The sequence below is a fragment of the Mesorhizobium sp. P2_E10 genome (assembly GCF_056404235.1).
In genome coordinates, this window is the sequence record NZ_JBFUEK010000005.1 from 185,027 (window position 1) to 201,559 (window position 16,533).

At 62.5% G+C, this 16,533-nt stretch carries 20 protein-coding genes and 1 pseudogene; 13 read left to right on the forward strand and 8 right to left on the reverse strand.

The features are described 5' to 3' along the window. Positions 1-88 precede the first annotated feature (88 nt). Genes AC1D0N_RS15650 through AC1D0N_RS15660 form a run of 3 tightly spaced genes read right to left on the reverse strand, consistent with a single transcriptional unit; the run spans position 89 to position 1,394 of the window. A complete protein-coding gene (locus AC1D0N_RS15650; protein WP_477245354.1) occupies positions 89-721 on the reverse strand; it encodes a LysE family translocator in 633 nt (210 codons plus the stop codon). Positions 722-751: 30 nt separating this feature from the next. Next, entirely contained in the window at positions 752-1,165 is a 414-nt protein-coding gene (locus AC1D0N_RS15655; protein ID WP_477245355.1) for a hypothetical protein, read from the reverse strand. Beyond that, positions 1,158-1,394 carry a type II toxin-antitoxin system Phd/YefM family antitoxin gene (locus tag AC1D0N_RS15660; RefSeq protein WP_477245357.1) on the reverse strand — a complete coding sequence of 79 codons (237 nt, stop codon included), beginning with the start codon at positions 1,392-1,394 and terminating at the stop codon, positions 1,158-1,160. The genes AC1D0N_RS15655 and AC1D0N_RS15660 overlap by 8 nt, the downstream gene beginning before the upstream one ends. A gap of 147 nt (positions 1,395-1,541) precedes the next feature. Between AC1D0N_RS15660 and rfaD the strand changes: the two genes are divergently transcribed. Genes rfaD through waaC form a run of 3 tightly spaced genes read left to right on the forward strand, consistent with a single transcriptional unit; the run spans position 1,542 to position 4,452 of the window. Then, positions 1,542-2,492 carry an ADP-glyceromanno-heptose 6-epimerase gene (rfaD, locus tag AC1D0N_RS15665; RefSeq protein WP_477245359.1) on the forward strand — a complete coding sequence of 317 codons (951 nt, stop codon included), beginning with the start codon at positions 1,542-1,544 and terminating at the stop codon, positions 2,490-2,492. Next, positions 2,465-3,472 (forward strand): lipopolysaccharide heptosyltransferase II, encoded by a 1,008-nt coding sequence (waaF, locus tag AC1D0N_RS15670; RefSeq protein ID WP_477245361.1) that lies wholly within the window; start codon positions 2,465-2,467, stop codon positions 3,470-3,472. Before rfaD ends, waaF begins: the two co-directional genes overlap by 28 nt. Continuing rightward, complete coding sequence (gene waaC / locus AC1D0N_RS15675; RefSeq protein ID WP_477245363.1) at positions 3,469-4,452, forward strand: lipopolysaccharide heptosyltransferase I; 984 nt, start codon at positions 3,469-3,471, stop codon at positions 4,450-4,452. Before waaF ends, waaC begins: the two co-directional genes overlap by 4 nt. Here waaC and greA read toward each other — a convergent pair. Continuing rightward, the gene (greA, locus tag AC1D0N_RS15680) at positions 4,445-4,918 is read right to left on the reverse strand and encodes a transcription elongation factor GreA (RefSeq protein ID WP_095090920.1); all 474 of its coding nucleotides are present in this window, start codon (positions 4,916-4,918) and stop codon (positions 4,445-4,447) included. The two genes, waaC and greA, sit on opposite strands and share 8 nt — an antisense overlap. Between greA and AC1D0N_RS15685 the strand changes: the two genes are divergently transcribed. Next, positions 4,917-5,189, forward strand: coding sequence for a hypothetical protein (locus AC1D0N_RS15685; protein WP_477245365.1), 273 nt, complete (start codon positions 4,917-4,919; stop codon positions 5,187-5,189). The genes greA and AC1D0N_RS15685 overlap by 2 nt on opposite strands. A 1-nt stretch (position 5,190) precedes the next feature. Here the strand turns inward: AC1D0N_RS15685 and AC1D0N_RS15690 are convergent, their stop codons facing one another. Beyond that, positions 5,191-5,724 (reverse strand): tetratricopeptide repeat protein, encoded by a 534-nt coding sequence (locus tag AC1D0N_RS15690; protein ID WP_477245367.1) that lies wholly within the window; start codon positions 5,722-5,724, stop codon positions 5,191-5,193. Between the two features lie 240 nt (positions 5,725-5,964). Here AC1D0N_RS15690 and AC1D0N_RS15695 point away from each other — a divergent pair, with 240 nt between their 5' ends. The 3 genes from AC1D0N_RS15695 (at position 5,965) to AC1D0N_RS15705 (ending at position 8,518) form a co-directional block, all read left to right on the forward strand. Further along, positions 5,965-6,390, forward strand: coding sequence for a DUF3775 domain-containing protein (locus AC1D0N_RS15695; RefSeq protein ID WP_477245369.1), 426 nt, complete (start codon positions 5,965-5,967; stop codon positions 6,388-6,390). A gap of 252 nt (positions 6,391-6,642) precedes the next feature. Then, positions 6,643-7,608, forward strand: coding sequence for an extensin-like domain-containing protein (locus tag AC1D0N_RS15700; RefSeq protein ID WP_477245371.1), 966 nt, complete (start codon positions 6,643-6,645; stop codon positions 7,606-7,608). A gap of 109 nt (positions 7,609-7,717) precedes the next feature. Further along, complete coding sequence (locus AC1D0N_RS15705) at positions 7,718-8,518, forward strand: extensin-like domain-containing protein (protein ID WP_477245373.1); 801 nt, start codon at positions 7,718-7,720, stop codon at positions 8,516-8,518. Here AC1D0N_RS15705 and AC1D0N_RS15710 read toward each other — a convergent pair. After that, the gene (locus AC1D0N_RS15710) at positions 8,515-9,246 is read right to left on the reverse strand and encodes a gamma-glutamylcyclotransferase (RefSeq protein ID WP_477245375.1); all 732 of its coding nucleotides are present in this window, start codon (positions 9,244-9,246) and stop codon (positions 8,515-8,517) included. The genes AC1D0N_RS15705 and AC1D0N_RS15710 overlap by 4 nt on opposite strands. Before the next feature lie 113 nt (positions 9,247-9,359). Here AC1D0N_RS15710 and AC1D0N_RS15715 point away from each other — a divergent pair, with 113 nt between their 5' ends. Beyond that, the gene (locus tag AC1D0N_RS15715; protein WP_477245377.1) at positions 9,360-10,067 is read left to right on the forward strand and encodes an LssY C-terminal domain-containing protein; all 708 of its coding nucleotides are present in this window, start codon (positions 9,360-9,362) and stop codon (positions 10,065-10,067) included. 13 nt (positions 10,068-10,080) lie between these two features. Here AC1D0N_RS15715 and AC1D0N_RS15720 read toward each other — a convergent pair whose 3' ends face one another. Next, complete coding sequence (locus AC1D0N_RS15720) at positions 10,081-11,103, reverse strand: zinc-dependent alcohol dehydrogenase family protein (protein ID WP_477245379.1); 1,023 nt, start codon at positions 11,101-11,103, stop codon at positions 10,081-10,083. Between the two features lie 127 nt (positions 11,104-11,230). Here AC1D0N_RS15720 and AC1D0N_RS15725 point away from each other — a divergent pair, with 127 nt between their 5' ends. The 4 genes and pseudogenes from AC1D0N_RS15725 to AC1D0N_RS15740 form a co-directional block, all read left to right on the forward strand. Further along, positions 11,231-12,145, forward strand: coding sequence for a LysR family transcriptional regulator (locus tag AC1D0N_RS15725; RefSeq protein ID WP_477245381.1), 915 nt, complete (start codon positions 11,231-11,233; stop codon positions 12,143-12,145). A gap of 66 nt (positions 12,146-12,211) precedes the next feature. Then, entirely contained in the window at positions 12,212-13,522 is a 1,311-nt protein-coding gene (locus tag AC1D0N_RS15730; RefSeq protein WP_477245383.1) for a hemolysin family protein, read from the forward strand. 262 nt (positions 13,523-13,784) lie between these two features. Next, a complete protein-coding gene (locus tag AC1D0N_RS15735) occupies positions 13,785-14,702 on the forward strand; it encodes a ketopantoate reductase family protein (protein ID WP_477245385.1) in 918 nt (305 codons plus the stop codon). Between the two features lie 41 nt (positions 14,703-14,743). Continuing rightward, positions 14,744-14,958 (forward strand): annotated as a pseudogene (locus AC1D0N_RS15740) (winged helix-turn-helix transcriptional regulator); the annotation flags it as partial. Between the two features lie 86 nt (positions 14,959-15,044). Here AC1D0N_RS15740 and AC1D0N_RS15745 read toward each other — a convergent pair. Continuing rightward, positions 15,045-15,650, reverse strand: a complete 606-nt coding sequence (locus AC1D0N_RS15745) for an NADPH-dependent FMN reductase (protein ID WP_477245387.1) — start codon at positions 15,648-15,650, stop codon at positions 15,045-15,047. A gap of 91 nt (positions 15,651-15,741) precedes the next feature. Between AC1D0N_RS15745 and AC1D0N_RS15750 the strand changes: the two genes are divergently transcribed. Beyond that, on the forward strand, positions 15,742-16,110 hold the full coding sequence (locus tag AC1D0N_RS15750) for a winged helix-turn-helix transcriptional regulator (RefSeq protein WP_477245389.1): 369 nt from the start codon (positions 15,742-15,744) through the stop codon (positions 16,108-16,110). Positions 16,111-16,533 lie beyond the last annotated feature (423 nt).

Below are 16,533 nucleotides of genomic sequence, written 5' to 3' on the forward strand. Positions count from 1 at the left end.
CAACGCGCGGGAAAAGGGCTCGGCGAAGCCGATATACCGCAATTCCGCGCAGCGCAACGGCAGGAGACGACCGCAACGGTTCAACCGGTCAAGCCTTCTGCAAGGCGACATGCACGCCCAGCCCGACCAGCACCGTGCCGCCGGCGCGCTGCATCAGCCGCTGCGCGCGGCTCGAGCGCCGCAGCCTGCCGATCACCGCACCTGCCAGGAACACGCACATGATGTCGGCCGAGGAGAACATCAGATTGACGATGGTGCCCAGCACGACGAACTGCAGCCAGACCGGAAACGCCGCCGACGCATCGATGAACTGCGGCAGGAACGCCATGAAGAAGATCGCCGTCTTGGGATTGAGCACCTCGACGGTGATGCTCTCGAAAAACGCACGACGGGCGGATTTCGGCTCGATGCCGGGTAGAACCGCATCGCCTTGCGCCTTTGCGCGAAACAGCGAGACGCCGAGCCAGATCAGATACAGCGCACCGCCCAGCTTGACCGCCATGTACAGCGTCGGCACGGCGTGAAAAAGCACCGACAGCCCCGTTGCGGCGGCAATTACATGCACATAGCCGCCAAGATGAATGCCCAACGACGCCGTCAGGCCGGACCAGCGACCGCGCGCCATGGTCTGCGCCGCCGCATAGAGCATGGCCGGGCCTGGGATATAGGCGAAGATCGCCGTGGTGGCGAAAAAGGCAATCAGCAATTCGGTCGACGGCATGTTGTCCCTCATGATCCAGTTATAGGCGGTTCAATCCGCACGCGGGATGGCTTTGGATTGGCCTGTGCGGACAGCCGCCATGAAGGCGGCCATAACTTTCTTGTGGAATGACGGGCTGAATGCGCCGATGCGCGCACCCGGTTCGAAATAAGCTGAAGATTCCAGCAGATCGTGGTTGTACTCGTCGACTATGACCCAAAGAGGGATAGGGTCAAGGCCAGCGCGATGACGTTCAATTTCCGGAACGACAACGGCGACGCGATCGCGGCCTGGCGGCGTGGACGTGATTGCAAGAATGAAGAGGTTCGTGCCGCCAGCTTTTCCAGGAAGCACAGCCACAAAGGCGACAGGTCGCGTCTTCCGGCCTTCGGTCTCGCCGTCTTCATGTTGCCGATACCACAGATATGGATATCGCCAGACGTCGGCGGCAATAGGTCTAATCACGATCCAGCTCTGCAGAGTACTCCTCAAGCATCTCGACATGTTCGGACGGGGCGTCCTTGGCCGCGTAAGCGCGACGGCTGTTGCTGACGAAGCGGGCCTCGTAAGTCTCGATGCTCATCAGGACGTATCTCGGCTTGTTGTGACGAGTGATGGAGACCGGCTGCTGGCTAGCGGCCGCAAGCACGTCTCCGAGATTCTGTTTCAGATCTGTCGATGGATAGTGTTTCATGGGGCACTCCATTTTGTACATAATAGACAAAACAGACAAAATAGACAAGAATGAAGACGGCGCGATCAGGCGAACGCCTGCTTTATCGACAGGCCAGCCAGCCTCCCCTATAAGGGCCGGAATCGGCAAGGCAAACCAGAGGCTTCCATGATCATCGTCACGGGCGGCGCCGGCATGATCGGCTCCAACATAGTCGCCGCTCTCAACGCCGAAGGTCACAGCGACATCGTCGTCGTCGACGACCTCACCAACGGCCACAAGATCGCCAATCTCGCTGACCTGCAAATCGCCGATTATCTCGACAAGGACGAATTCCTGACACAGCTCGAAGCAGGCGCGCTCGGCCGCGTCGAGGCCGTGTTCCACCAGGGCGCCTGCTCGACCACCACCGAGTGGAACGGCAAGTTCATGATGGAGGTGAATTACGCCTATTCGAAGCGTCTGCTGCATGCCTGCCAGGCGTTGCGCGTGCCCTTCCTCTATGCCTCCTCGGCCTCGGTTTATGGTGGCGGCGCCGAGTTTCGCGAGGAGCCGCAATGCGAGCGGCCGCTCAACGTCTATGCCTATTCCAAGAAACTGTTCGACGACTATATCAGGCGCACCGTCTTCGACACCGATCACTCGCAGGTGGCGGGCCTGCGCTACTTCAACGTCTATGGACCACGCGAGGCGCACAAGGGCGCCATGGCCTCGGTCGCCTTCCATCTGTTCAACCAGGTCGAGCAAGGCCAGAACCCAAAACTGTTCGGCGCTTATGACGGTTTCGGGCCTGGCGAGCAAAGCCGTGACTTCATCCATGTCGGCGATGTCGCCGACGTCAATCTGTGGCTGTGGAAGCGCGGTTCGAGCGGTATCTTCAACTGCGGCACCGGCCGCGCCCAGCCCTTTCGCGCCATAGCCGAAACGGTGATCGACACGCTGGGCAAAGGCGAGATCGAATTCATCGAATTCCCCGACCACCTCAAGGGCAGCTACCAGAGCTTTACGCAAGCTGATATGTCCCGTTTGCGCGCGGCCGGTTACAATGGCCAATTCCGGACAGTGGAAACCGGTGTCAGAGACTATGTCGAATGGCTGAAAGCCCAACGATCCTCGTGATCGGCCCACGCTGGGTGGGCGACATGGTCATGGCGCAGTGCCTGTTCTCGGCGCTGAAAGAGCTGCATCCCAACGCCGCGATCGACGTGCTGGCCCCGGCCTGGGCCGCACCTCTGGTCAAGCGCATGCCCGAGTTGCGCCAGCAGATCGACTTTCCGCTGAAACCCGGCGCGCTCGAATTCACCATTCGCCGCCGCTTCGGACGTCTGCTGCGCGGCCGCTACGACATGGCCTATATCCTGCCGGGCAGCTGGAAATCGGCGTTGATCCCGTTCTTTGCCCGCATTCCGCGCCGCGTCGGCAATTTGCGCGAAATGCGCTATGGCCTGCTGACCGACATTGTGCCGTTGCCCGACGCGGTGAAACGGCGCACCGCGCAAGCCTATTTCGGCCTCGCGCAAGGAGGGGCATTCCGCGCTCCGAAGCTGACCGTCGATGCAGCCAACCAGGCGGCGTTGCTCGGTCGATTTGGGTTGCGAGCGGAAAAATTCGTGGCCCTTATGCCTGGTGCCGAGTTCGGGCCGGCCAAACGCTGGCCGAGCGAGAGCTATGCCGGCCTTGCGCGCGACATGATGGCCAAAGGTTTTCAGGTCGCGCTGTTCGGGTCGAAAAACGATGCCGGCGTGACGGCGGAAATCGCAGCACTTGCGCCTGGCGTCGTCGACCTCGCCGGCAAGACGCGGCTTGAGGATGCTATCGACCTGATATCAGCGGCCAGGCTGGCGGTGTCGAACGACAGCGGGCTGATGCATGTCGCCGCCGCGGTCGGCACGCCGATCGTCGCCGTCTACGGCTCGACATCGCCACGAAACACGCCGCCGCTTGCCGAACACCGCGAGTTGGTCTGGCTCGGCCTGTCATGTTCGCCCTGCCACCAGAAGATCTGTCCGCTCGGCCACCTCAACTGCCTGAAGACGCTGGACGTCGCACGGGTTGCGGCGGCAGCCGACCGGTTGCTGGAAATTCCGGCCGCCGTATGAAGGTGCTGATTGTCAAAACCTCCTCGATGGGCGACGTCATCCACACATTTCCCGCCGTCGAGGACGCGCGCCGCAACCGTCCGGATGTGTCGTTCGACTGGTGCGTTGAAGAAGCTTTTGCCGGCATTGTCGCCTTGCACCCGGCGATCGGCACCATCCACACCGTGGCCATAAGACGCTGGCGCAAGGCGCTGCTCGACCGCCGCACCTGGCACGAGGCCTTGGGATTGCGCCACGCGCTGCGGTCCTGCCGCTACGACCTCGTCATCGATGCGCAAGGGTTGCTGAAGTCGGCCCTGGTGGCAAAACAGGCGAAAGCACCGATCGCCGGCTTCGACCGGTCGAGCGCGCGCGAGCCATCGGCGAGCCTGTTCTACGACCGCCGCTACGCCGTGCCCTGCAATCTCCATGCTATCGAGCGGACGAGACGGCTGTTCGGGCTGGTGCTCGGCTACACCCCTGATTTTTCGACGTTGGTATCAGGCATTCAGCCGCCGCCTGGCGGTCTGACCGGAATTGCAGGAAAAACCGCCTTCCTGCTGCACGGCACCAGCCGCGAGGACAAGAAATGGCCGGTCGGCGACTGGATCGAAACCGCCCGCCTTCTCGTTGAGCGTAAGATGACGCCGGTCACCACCTGGTCCAACGCCAGTGAAAAAACGGTCGCCGAAGCCATCGCAAAGGCCGTTCCACAAACTGTTGTGGTGCCCAAATCGCCGCTTGCCGAAATCGCCGCAATCATCGGCCGCGCGATCCTGATCATCGGCGCCGACACCGGGCTTACCCATCTCGCCAGCGCCTTCGGCCTGCCGACCGTCGCGATATTTCTGGCGACCGAGCCCGGTCTCACCGGCCCGCGCGGGCCGTATTCGTCGACGCTGCTGGCCACGCCGGGCGGCCGCGTTGCGGCGGATGAGGTGATAGCGGAAGCCGAGAGGTTGCTGGCTGCCAGAGCAGAATTATCGAAAGATCCTAGATAAACTGCACCTGGACGATCTCATAGCCCCGCGCGCCGCCGGGGGCGTTGACCTCGATGGCGTCGCCGACTTCCTTGCCGATGAGCGCGCGCGCGATTGGCGAGGAGATGGAGATGCGGCCCGATTTCACGTCCGCTTCCTGGTCGCCGACGATCCGGTAGGTCTTCTTTTCCTCGGTGTCCTCATCGACCAGCACCACGGTGGCGCCGAACTTGACCTTGTCGCCGCTGAGCTTGCTGACGTCGATGACCTCGGCCCGCGCGATGTAGTCTTCAAGCTCGTTGACCCGGCCCTCATTGAGGCTCTGTGCCTCTTTCGCGGCATGGTATTCGGCATTTTCGGACAGGTCGCCGTGCGAGCGCGCTTCGGAGATCGCCTCGATGATGCGCGGCCGCTCTTCCTGCTGACGCCAGCGCAGCTCTTCCTTCAATGACGCGAACCCCTCGCCTGTCATCGGGACCTTGTTCATGATGCCTGACCTTTCCTGCCGCCACCCCCGCGTTTCGGGGAAAGCCTTGTCGATGGGTACAAAAAGAAAACGGTCCGCCAGCCTCGGGCTAACGGAACCGTTTCACCGCAATTTCGCTGAATATAGCAATCTTCGCGGGTTTTTCACGCCAAAAAATCAGATTCTGAAAATTCATCTGCCAGTGGCGCGATTGCCGTGGCGGCAGATGCGGCTTTGCCAACAAAAAACCGGCCGCGATTGCTCGCAGCCGGCCCGAGAAGCGTTGGGGTAAATCAGCTTCTCATGAAATGGTCGATCTGTTCCGACAGCATGCCGTATTCGCGCGAACCCTTGCCCGTGCGCTTTTCGATCTCGCTGAGCTGTTCGCGGGCGCCGGCGAGATCGCCGATCTGCAGATGCGCCTCGCCAAGATATTCGCGCACCAGCGTGTAGTTGGGATCGATGCGCAGTGCTTCCTCGTAGTAACCGAGGCCGACAGTGACGCGGCCGGAATGGCGATGCGAATAGCCGAGATAGTTGAGGATCCGGGGATCCTGCTTGTTGGCGGCAAGGCTGAGCACGGCGATCGCCTCGTCATAGCGACCCGCCATCGCCAGCGAATGACCTGCATCATAGATGTTGTCGTCGTCGAGCATTCCATATTTCGGCGTGACACACTTCTTCAGCTTCTTGTCCCAAACCTCGCCCTTCTTGCACTTGGGGGTCTGGTCATCGCTGCCGCCACTACCGGCTGCAAACACCGGAACCGCAAAGAACTGCAGCGCGACAAGCGCCGCGGCCACCTGGATCAGCACTCTTTTATGCATCGAAGCCTCCTTGAGGATGATAATGCAACAATAACGCAGGGCGAAGTCCGTTTCATCCCGGAAAAAGTGCGTCCGCCAAAAACTATTGGCAACGAGCCACTATTCCTCAGGAGTCGCTCAAGACTGACATCCGGCCAGGTCCGTTTTTGCGGGATTCTGCCAAGGTGAAGACCGTAAGCCGAACGTGACGTGACGAGCGCTCTAAATCCGCTATCATCTGGAGAACGGAGGAGAAGGCCAGTGCAGCGGCGCCTTGAAAAGGAATGGGAGCTTTCGATCGGTCCCGACACCGTGCGCCTGTTCATTCTCAAGGCCAAGGCGCTGAGCGCCGCCGTCAACGAAGACTATGCCGATGGCGCGGAGCACGAGATAGAGCTCGACGGCGAGGCGCACGACAATCACCATCATGACGGCCTGGCCGAGGAGAGTTCTGAAAACCTCACGGAGGAAGAACTGCGCGAACTGATCAACGACCTGAATGTCGATGAAGCGGCCGAACTGATCGCGCTGGCCTGGGTCGGCCGCGGCGACTACGACGCCTCGGAATGGACGGACGCGCTGGCCGCCGCACGAGAGCGTGCCAACAAGCGCACGGCCAAATATCTGCTCGGCATGCCGCTGCTGGCCGACTGGCTGGAGGAAGGGCTGGAAGCGATTGGTGCATGACAGCGCCGTTACCGATCGTGATCGCCTGAGCGGCCGACCAAAGGCAACCTCCAGGCCTTGCCGCCGTTGAGGGCCATGGGGTCGACTAATTTTTCCCGAACAGTCAGGGTTTTGCTAGTCATCGGCCTCACGGCCTTGCTGACAATGCCGGCTGACGCCAGACATCGCCACAAACAGCACAAGCCGACATGGGTGGAGCAACTGCTGACACCGAGGGCCGAGCAACCCCCGAAGCGGCGAGCAGCGAAGCCGATGAAACGGCGCAGCAACCGACAGGTCACACCGGAGCCGACGCATCGGAGAACCCCGGATCCGGTGGCATCGCCCGATATGCCCGTGCCCGAACCGCGGCCGGCGGATGCTGCAAAGGTCGATTCATCAGAGATGGATGAGCAGAAGACGGACGCTCCAAAGGCCGGCGGGGCGTCCGACCGCTTCAATGAAGAAAAGTCCCATGAGAGAAAGCAGGCCCGCCCCGAACCGTCGGCGGATACGGAAAGCGAGCCGGAGCCACCGGCGGAAGTGCCGACACCGACGCCAAAACCCGATACCGCCATGCCGCCGGAACCAGGGCCGCCGGCCGTTGCCCCACAGCCATTTGAAAAACCAGCGGATGCAGGCGACAAGAAGATGCTTCCCGACCCGCGTTCGGCTGACCTGCCGGATGAAAAAATGCCTGCGGCGGAACTTGCGTGCCGGGAGCGGCTGAAGACACTCGGCGTCGAGTTCGAGGAGCACAAGGCGGAAAGCAATCCCGAAATCGGCTGCTCGATCCCCTATCCCCTGGTGCTGAAGACGCTTGGCAAGTCCGTCGCCATCGGCCCCGGCACCGAGCTCAATTGCCAGATGGCCGAGGCCGCCGCGCGTTTTGCCATCGATGTCATCCAGCCGGCCGCGAAAGCCGAATTTGGCGCTGATCTGAAGTCGATCGGCCAGGCATCAGCCTTTGTCTGCCGGCCGCGCCACGGCACCCGAAAACTGTCGGAACACGCTTTTGGCAACGCGCTCGACATCGCCAGCTTCACGCTGTCGGATGGCCGGAAGATCGAAGTCGGCCCGACGCCACCGGAGGAGGACGGCAAATTCCTCAACGCTGTTCGCAAGGCGGCCTGCGGGCCGTTCAAGACCGTGCTCGGACCAGGTTCTGACCCCGATCATTCCCTGCATTTCCATCTCGATTTGGAACCGCGCCGGCATGGCGGCACATTCTGCCAGTAGGCGTAAGGCTGCTTGCCGCAATTCAGCCGCAGGCGTGAACGCAACCGCTGAGTTTTCCTTTACCCTTGATCGTTAAAATGCCGGACATCTAGGGACAGGGATTCCGCCCATGGCCGGAATATTTCGCGCCGCTGCGATGGTCGCACGCCAATCGAAACGTGCAGCGATGGTGGCCACCGGCCTTGCCCTCGCCGCCGTTTCGGCCTGCAACACCGGCAGCGTATTCTCGTTGCAGCCGGCGGTCGACGTCGGCGCGCAAACGTCGGCCGTTCCGCAATACGGCGGCATGCAGAGCCTAGTGCCCTCCAACCCCTACATCACCGCCGCCTATCCGCGCATGGACGAGCCAATGTCTGAGCCCGAGCAGATGCCGGCCAGCGAGATCGACTGCCGCAGCGAACTGAGGCGCCTCGGCGTCGTCTACACTGACGTCCAGCCGATCCACGAAGGCCAGTGCGGCATCGACTATCCGGTCAAGGTCTCGGCCATTGGCAGCATCCAGATGAAGCCTGCCGCCACCCTGACCTGCGACATGGCCGCCACCTTCGCCGGCTGGACGAAGAACGAACTGGTTCCGTCCGCCCGCTGGCGCTATTTCTCCGGCGTCAAGACCATCCATCAGGGTTCGAGCTATTCCTGCCGCAACATTGCCGGCGAAGGTGTCCTGTCGGAGCATGGCAAGGGCAACGCGCTCGACGTCATGAGCATCGAGCTCAACAATGGCGACGACATCGATGTGCGCAAGCCCGGCCTGTTTGCCTTCCGCACCCGTGGCTTCCTCAACACAGTGCGCGCCGATGGCTGCCAGTATTTCACCACCGTGCTTGGCCCCGGCTACAATTACGACCACCGCAACCATTTCCATTTCGACATCAAGAACCGCAAGAGCGGCTATCGCGCCTGCCGCTAGGGTGAAGATCGGGCGTGCTGGGCGCCGCCCGTGGACGCGATGATTTGCCGAGCCACCAGATCCTGGATGCGCCAAAGGTTCCAGTCGCGAATCCCGCTCTCCTCCAGTTTGCTGACGGTTCGGAACAGATACTGCGCCGACGAGCCCCAATGCCCGGCAGCCCGCGCCAGCGTGTCGGCAACCTGCTCCAATGGCAACCGGCCGGCATAGGCCCTGCCGTCCGGCGCGGCGACGAAGGCGAGGGCACGCAGCGGCCCGTCCTTGGTCTTGACCTTGATCCAGCACGGCACGTTGGTTGGTGGGTTGGCATCGATCTCCCGGCGCATCAATTGGCCAAGTTGCCCAATATGGTCTTGCGCAGGCAGCCGATAAACGATGCCGTTGCAGCTGCCGCCTCGATCGAGAGCCAGCATCAAGGCCGGCAAATCGCGGGTTCCGCGCCAGCGGGTCAGCTTCAGGCAGAACGAGCGGTGCCATCCTGGCGCCGTGGCCGGGCGCTGCTCGACATGGTCGAATTCGGGATTCCAGATCAGCGACCCATAGGCAAAGACCCACAGCACTTCGGGCCGGTGCTGTGAAAGCAACCGCTCGACCAGGCCGTCGAACTCCGCGTCGGTATGCTCGGTTGTTCCAGGCTCGGGACCGGGATCCGGTTCGATACGTTCGACCCTCGCGACGAGGTCGGCCGTCAGTGCCATTGAACCGCGACCTACCGGCTTCCGCTTCATCCCTGCCCACCCAGCCAAAAAGCGATGGCCGACGATAGAACAGCTGCGCGCCGCTGGCTATTGATTTCCAGGGTCTGTCAGGCAACAGATACCGCACGGATCGAGCCGCATTCATGAGCCGACGAAGCCTGCGACGACGCGCATTGACCTGGCTGGTGGCGCTTTGCCCAGCCTATCTGGCGCTGGCCTATGTCGCCGCGCCGGAATTCTGGACGTTTCACGATCGCGGCTTTCGTACGCAGCGCTTCGAAATGCTGACGCACACGCCGCAAGGCATTCCCGGCGATCCGATCAATGTCGGCCTTGTCGGCACGCAGAAGGAACTGGTTCACGCCTTCGCTGTGGCAGGATGGGATACGGCCGACGCCGTCACGCTGAAGACCGCCATCGAGATCGGCGAAAGTGTTTTGTTCGGCCGCCCCTATCCCGACGCGCCGGTCAGCCGGCTGCTGTTCGAAGGCCGGTCCCAAGACCTCGCCTTCGAAAAACCGGTCGGCGACAGCGCCGACCAACGTCACCACGTCCGCTTCTGGCAGACCGACGCCACCAGCGACGATGGCCGCCCACTCTGGCTGGGCTCGGCCAGCTTCGATCGCGGCGTCGGCCTCAGCCATGAGACCGGTGCCGTCACCCATCATATCGGCCCCGACATCGACGCCGAGCGCGACGCTCTGATCCGCGACCTGACCGCCGCCGGCACGCTTGTCTCGACGAGCGACATCCCTGGAATCGGCGCCACCAAAGCCGGGCGCAATGGCGGTGGTGATCCCTATTTCACCGACGGCAAGGCCGTGGTCGGGGTGTTGAAGCAGCTGCCATGAGACCACCGAAAGGTCAGCTCGTGGTGATGACAATCTTGCCGAACGGTCCTTTCTCCAGATGCTGCATGGCTTTCGGCACCTCGTCGAAGCCGAAGACCTTGTCGATGACCGGCTTGATCGCCAGCGCCTCGATCGCCTGATTCATCCGCTCGAAGGCGCGCCTGTGGCCAACCGACATGCCCTGCACGGTGATGCGGTTGCGCATGAACGGGATGATCGGAAAGCTGAGCTCTGTACTGCCCAGCAGGCCGATAATCGACAGCCGGCCGTCGGCGGCGAGCGCGTTGAGCGATCGCCGCGCATTGTCGCCACCGACCATTTCCAGCACGTGGTTCACACCCACGCCGTTTGTCAGCTCGCGCGCGGCCTCGTCCCATGCCGGCTGGGTGCGGCAGTTGATCACTTGCCAGGCGCCGAGTTTTCTTGCCCGCTCCAGCTTGTCGTCGTTGCTTGAGGTGACGATGGCGCGCAGACCGAAGGCGGTGGCGAACTGCAGCGCAAACAGCGATACGCCACCTGTGCCCTGGATGAGAATGCTCTGGCCTGGCACCGGCTTGGTCGCCTCTGCCATGGCAAACCAGGCGGTCAGCGCCGCGATCGGCAGGGTCGCCGCCTCGATATCGCTGAGCGACGGCGGCGCCAGCACAGCGGCGTCCTCGCCGAAGATGACATGGTCGGAAAGCATGCCCGACAGCGACGACCCCAGTGTGCGCTTGTGCAGCACCGGCGGCGCATCGCCATCCGGCCAGTCGGCGATCACCTGCCCGAGCACCCGCTGGCCGACCTGGAAGCGGCTGACGGCACTGCCGACAGCCATCACCTCGCCCACCGCATCGGATGTCGGCACGAAGGGAAAGGCAAGGTCGGGGATGAGCACGCCATCGACGATCATCTTGTCCTTGTAGTTCAGCGATACGGCCTTGGTCCGCACCAGCAAATCGTGCGGCCCCGGCTCAGGCAACTTGCCCCTCACCTGGCCCAGCTTCGACAGGCCGAAGCCGCTCATCTGCCAGGATCTGTTGATGTCAGTGCTCATGTCGTTTCGCGCTCCGTGTTTGGTGGCCACGCGAGACATCTATGCGTTCTGACTATAGAAAATAGAGCTTCTATGTGGCATAATTTTCGACTGATTGCGGACTATAAATTGACAATAGGAAATCTTCATGGAACCGGCCGACCTGCAGGGCATCGTCGCATTCGTTCAGACAGTTGAGGCCGGCAGCTTCACCGGCGCCGGCGAACGGCTGCATGTGACGAAATCGGCGATCGGCAAGTCGATCGCCCAATTGGAGCAGCGGCTTGGTGTCCGCTTGCTGAACCGCACCACCCGCCGCCTCGGTCCGACCAGTGAGGGCGTCAGCTACTACGAAGCTTGTGTCAGGGCGCTGGCTGAGATCGAAGCCGCACAGTCGCTGCTCGCCTCACGCCGGCAGGTCCCGTCCGGGCGGCTTCGGATCGATGTGCCGCTCGCCTTCGGCCGCCGATGCGTCGCGCCTGTCCTGTTCGACATTTCCAACCAATTCCCTGATTTGACGATGGAAATTTCCTTCAACGACCGGCGCGTCGACCTGGTCGAGGAAGGCATAGACCTTGCGGTTCGCATGGGCGAGCTCGATGACAGCCTGTCGCTCGCCGCGCGTCGCATATATGCCCAGCGCTCGGCGATCTGTGCCGCGCCTGCCTATCTCGAAAAACACGGCAGGCCACAATCGCTCGAGGATCTCGCCTCTCACAGTGTCATCGGCTATGGCCGCGACGGCGTCGTTCGTCCCTGGGTCATAAGGCAGGCCGACGGCCATCTCGCGACTTTCGTGCCCAAGGCACGGCTCGTCCTTGGTCACGGCGAACCGATGCTCGATGCGGCCCTTGCTGGTTGCGGCATCGCCTTCCTGCCGACCTGGCTGGCAGCCGACAGTTTCAAAAGCGGCGAACTCACGATGGTCCTGTCGGATTGTCTGGTCGAAAACGTCGTCGTCAATGCCATCTGGCCAGTCACGCGCAACCTGACGCCGAAGGTCCGTGTCGTCGTCGACGCGCTGGTCGAGCGCTTTTCGTCGCCGCCCTGGGATGCCACCTGACGGACGGCCCTGAAAAATGGCGGCCGTCTATTTTCGATCGCCCCGCCGCAATGCTATTGACCCCTCATGCTTTATGTTGAAATCGCCATCGTGGTCGTCCTCATCTGCGTGAACGGCCTTCTGTCGATGTCCGAACTTGCCATCGTCTCGTCACGGCCGGCCCGCCTCAAGGCGATGATCGACCGTGGCGTCAAAGGCGCCGGCCGCGCATTGGCGCTCGGCTCCAATCCCGGAAAATTCCTGTCCTCGGTGCAGATCGGCATTACCCTGGTCGGCGTGCTGTCGGGCGCATTTTCGGGTGCTACGCTGGGGCAACGGCTTGCCCAGTTCCTGGCCTCGACCGGCATCCGTGAAACCATCGCCGATCCGCTCGGCGTCGGCATCGTCGTCGCCATCATCACCTATTTCTCGCTGATCGTCGGCGAACTGGTGCCCAAGCAGATCGCGTTGCGCGATCCCGAGCGCGTCGCCGCCCGCGCTGCCCCGGCGATGACCATCCTGGCCACCGTCTCGGCGCCCCTTGTCTTTCTCCTCGACATTTCCGGCCGCGCCATCCTGTGGCTGCTCGGCCAGCGCGGCGAAAGCGAAGAGAAGGTCACCGACGAGGAGATCAAGATGCTGGTCGCCGAGGCCGAGCATCACGGCACCATCGAATCCGACGAGCGGCGGATGATCGCAGGTGTCATGCGCCTCGGCGACCGCGCCGTGCGCGCCGTGATGACGCCGCGCACCGAAGTCGACTGGATCAATCTGCAGTCCGACGAAACGGCGATCCGAAAATTGCTGATGGAGACCCAGCATTCGCGTCTGCCCGCCGGTGACGGCGGCGTCGATGTCATGGTCGGCGTCGTCCAGACCCGCGATGTGCTGGCGGCCATGCTTGCCGGCCGCGCGCTCGATCCGCGCAAGCATGTGCGCGCGGCACCCATCGTCTACGATCAGGCCGACGCACTGGACGTGTTGTCCAAGCTCAAGGAATCGGACGTGCCGATGGCGCTCGTCCATGACGAATACGGCCACTTCGAAGGCATCGTCACCCCCGCCGACATTCTGGAAGCCATCACCGGCGTCTTCCGCGCCGATACCGACGCCGGCGACGAGGAAAACGCCGTCAGGCGCGAGGACGGCTCATGGCTGCTGGCCGGCTATATGCAGGCCGACGAGATGGCCGACGTTCTCGGCATCGACCTGCCGGAAAACCGCGACTACGAGACCGTCGCCGGCTATGTGCTGGCGCATATGCACCATCTGCCGGCGACTGGCGAATGCGTGGACGCGCAAGGCTGGCGCTTCGAGGTGGTCGACCTCGACGGCCGCCGCATCGACAAACTGATCGCCACCCGCCTGCCCGGCGGCCACCGCGAAGTGGTGCGCTGACTCGTCGAATGTAGGCTTTTGACCCTGAGGGGACATCCCTCCACCACGTTCGGCTAGAATCGTTTGCCGATATCTGCTCGTGATGCCGAGCCCGCGATTGCGGCAAGGCGGGCGGCAAGGCAGGCGAGGCCACGTCGTGATCGGCTTGCCGTCGGACCTACCCTGTCGGCTGGCCTTATATTCAAGGCAATGCTAATGTTAATCGGCGAATGCCATTCCAGCTTCGCGCGACCAATGGCGGCAGCTGACGTCGAGGGGACGGATGCGGATCGCAATGATAGGGGCGGGCGGCATCGGCGGCTACCTCGGCGCAAGGCTCGTCGAGGCGGGAGGCGACGTCAGCTTCATTGCTCGCGGTGCCCACTTGCAGGCAATGCGGCGGGACGGCCTGCGAATTCAAAGCGATGTCGGCAACATCTTCCTCCCCACCGTGTCCGCGAGCGACGCGCCGGCCGATATCGGTCCCGTCGATCTCGCGATTTTTGCGGTCAAGCTCTACGACAGTGAGAAGGCCGCCGCGGCCCTTGGACCACTTATCAGCAGGGATACGCGTGTCGTTACGTTGCAAAATGGCATCGACAGTGTCGATACCCTCGGTCGTCATGTTCCTGGCGACCAGGTGATTGGCGGAGTCACCTACCTGTCCGCATTCATCAAACAGCCGGGAGAAGTCGTCCACGCTGGCGGGCTGCCCCACGTCCTCGTCGGCGGGCACCGCGACCCTCTCATCAAGGACCTTCAGGCGCTCTGCGATCGTGCTATCGGGATCGAGCTGAAGCCGGTTGCCGACATCGACAATGTGCTGTGGGAGAAGTTCGTGACGCTCGCGGCCTTTTCCGGAGGGACGTCGCTCATGCGCTCCGGGATCGGCCCGATCCTCGACGACCCCGAGGCACGTATCTTCATCGAGCAACTGCGTGACGAGGGAATGGCGGTCGCGGCGGCGGCCGGCCATCCTATGGCCGAAGGGTTCGAAGGGCGCGTCACGACCAGATGGACCGCATTCCCCCCGCACGTAAAATCGTCGATGGCCAACGACCTCGAAAGGGGCAAACCGATTGAGGTCGCCTGGCTTTCCGGACGCATACACGAGTTGGGCATCAAGTTCGGTGTTGCGACCCCCGGCCACACGGCGGTCTTCCGCGCCCTGCATCTCTACGCAGCGGGTGCCGCCCCGTAGCGGTGTCTGTCCCGTCAATGTTCCTTGGGAGGATATCATAGAAAGTGCTGATCCAGCAGCTTCGCGAAATGGAGGAACACGGTCTCGTCAGCCGTGATCTTTGCCGAAGTGCCTTCGCGCATCGCATATTCGGCGACGCGTCTCGGCCTCAGCCTCGAGCCCATCCTGCTGGCACTTTGTCAGTGTGGACAGCACCATGCCGATGAGTTGAACGACATGGATCGCCTTGCCGGACTGCATCATCCGGCAAAGGCAGGCGCGGCACGAGCACACCGCAGCAATAGAAAGGGCGGCGCAAGCGCCGCCCTATATCCTTGGGAGGATAATCTCTGGCTCGACGGCTCAGGCCGCCTTGGCTTCCTCGGCGACGGCGTCTGCCGCGCGGGCTGCCTTCAGGACCTTTGCCCACCAGGCAACGTCGTTGACGAGCGCGGTTGCTGCCTGGTTCAGGTGCTCGAGCTCATCGAGCTTCTTTTCGCCCTGCTTGACCGCGAGGAAATCGGCCCAGGCGATGTGAACTGCCGACTTGACCGGCGCCATCTGCAACTCGACGGCATGAAGACGGAGCTGCTCGACAGCGCGAGCGCCACCGACGCTGCCATAGCCGACGAAGCCGGCCGGCTTCTTGTTCCATTCATTGGCGGCGTAGTCGATCGCGTTCTTCAGCACGGCGGTCGGGCCATGGTTGTATTCGGCGGCGGTGAAGATGAAGCCGTCGAAGCCGGCGACCTTCTTCTGCCAGCGCTGTGCCACTTCGTTCTGCGACGGCGCCCAGGCGGAGGAGGCAACCTCGTCGAAGAAGGGTAGCGGGAAGTCCCTGAGATCGACGACTTCCACGTCAATGTCGGCGTGCGACTTGGCGATCTTGGCGATCCACTGGGTGGGCACATCGGCGAAGCGTGCGGCGCGCGTCGAACCGACGACGATGGCGATTTTGGGTTTGGACATAAGGGGGCTCTCCTAGTAGGTATTTCTGGTATCATTTAGATACCTGAGCTATATGAGATACTGCCAAGACGACGCGCAAGGAGGCACCTTTTTGTTACCTAGGCACCCGCACCGCACCGAGGACTGTCGCGCCATCTCGGAAATCCTGCAGCGCGTCGGCGACAAATGGACCGTCCTAGTCGTCGGAAAACTGGGCAACGGACCGCTGCGATTCAACGAACTACGGGCCGCCGTCGGCGGCATTTCGCAGAAGATGCTGACCACCACTTTGCGCGGTCTGGAGCGCGACGGTTTCGTCACCCGCACCGTGTTTCCGACCATCCCGCCGCGGGTCGATTACGAGCTGACACAGCTTGGATGTGACTTGCTGGTGCCGGTCGGCGCACTCGGCGAATGGGCTCGCAACAACACCGATCGCGTCAGGGCGGCACGCGCGAAGTTCGATGGGATTCATGCCTGAAACCCTTGCATTGCAAGGGTTTTCGCGCGGAGCATGATTTAGGCCAATCCTACGGCTGCATCTGCAGTCCGGTCCGCAGACGGCTTTCGATCCGCTTCGATTTCGGGTCCCGGCTGACCACCTTCCCGCCGATGATGCAGGTCGCCCCACCAGCGCAATGGCTAGCGGTCGTCGCACCGCTGTCGCATGGCGGCACCACGCAGATTTCGCACCTGGCCGTCTGCCGATCGAGGGTGTGATTTTCGGAGGCGCAACCGGCCTCGACGTCGTCCTGTTTCACTCAGTATAGGCGGTGGCGGCGAGCAGGCAGAACAGAGCTGCAAGCGCGCCGGCCAATGCGCCGTTCAGCAATCGTTGACGCATTGTCTTTCTCCCGGGTCCGCACGGGCACGGTCACGGAAGTTTGCGAACGCAACTATGAAA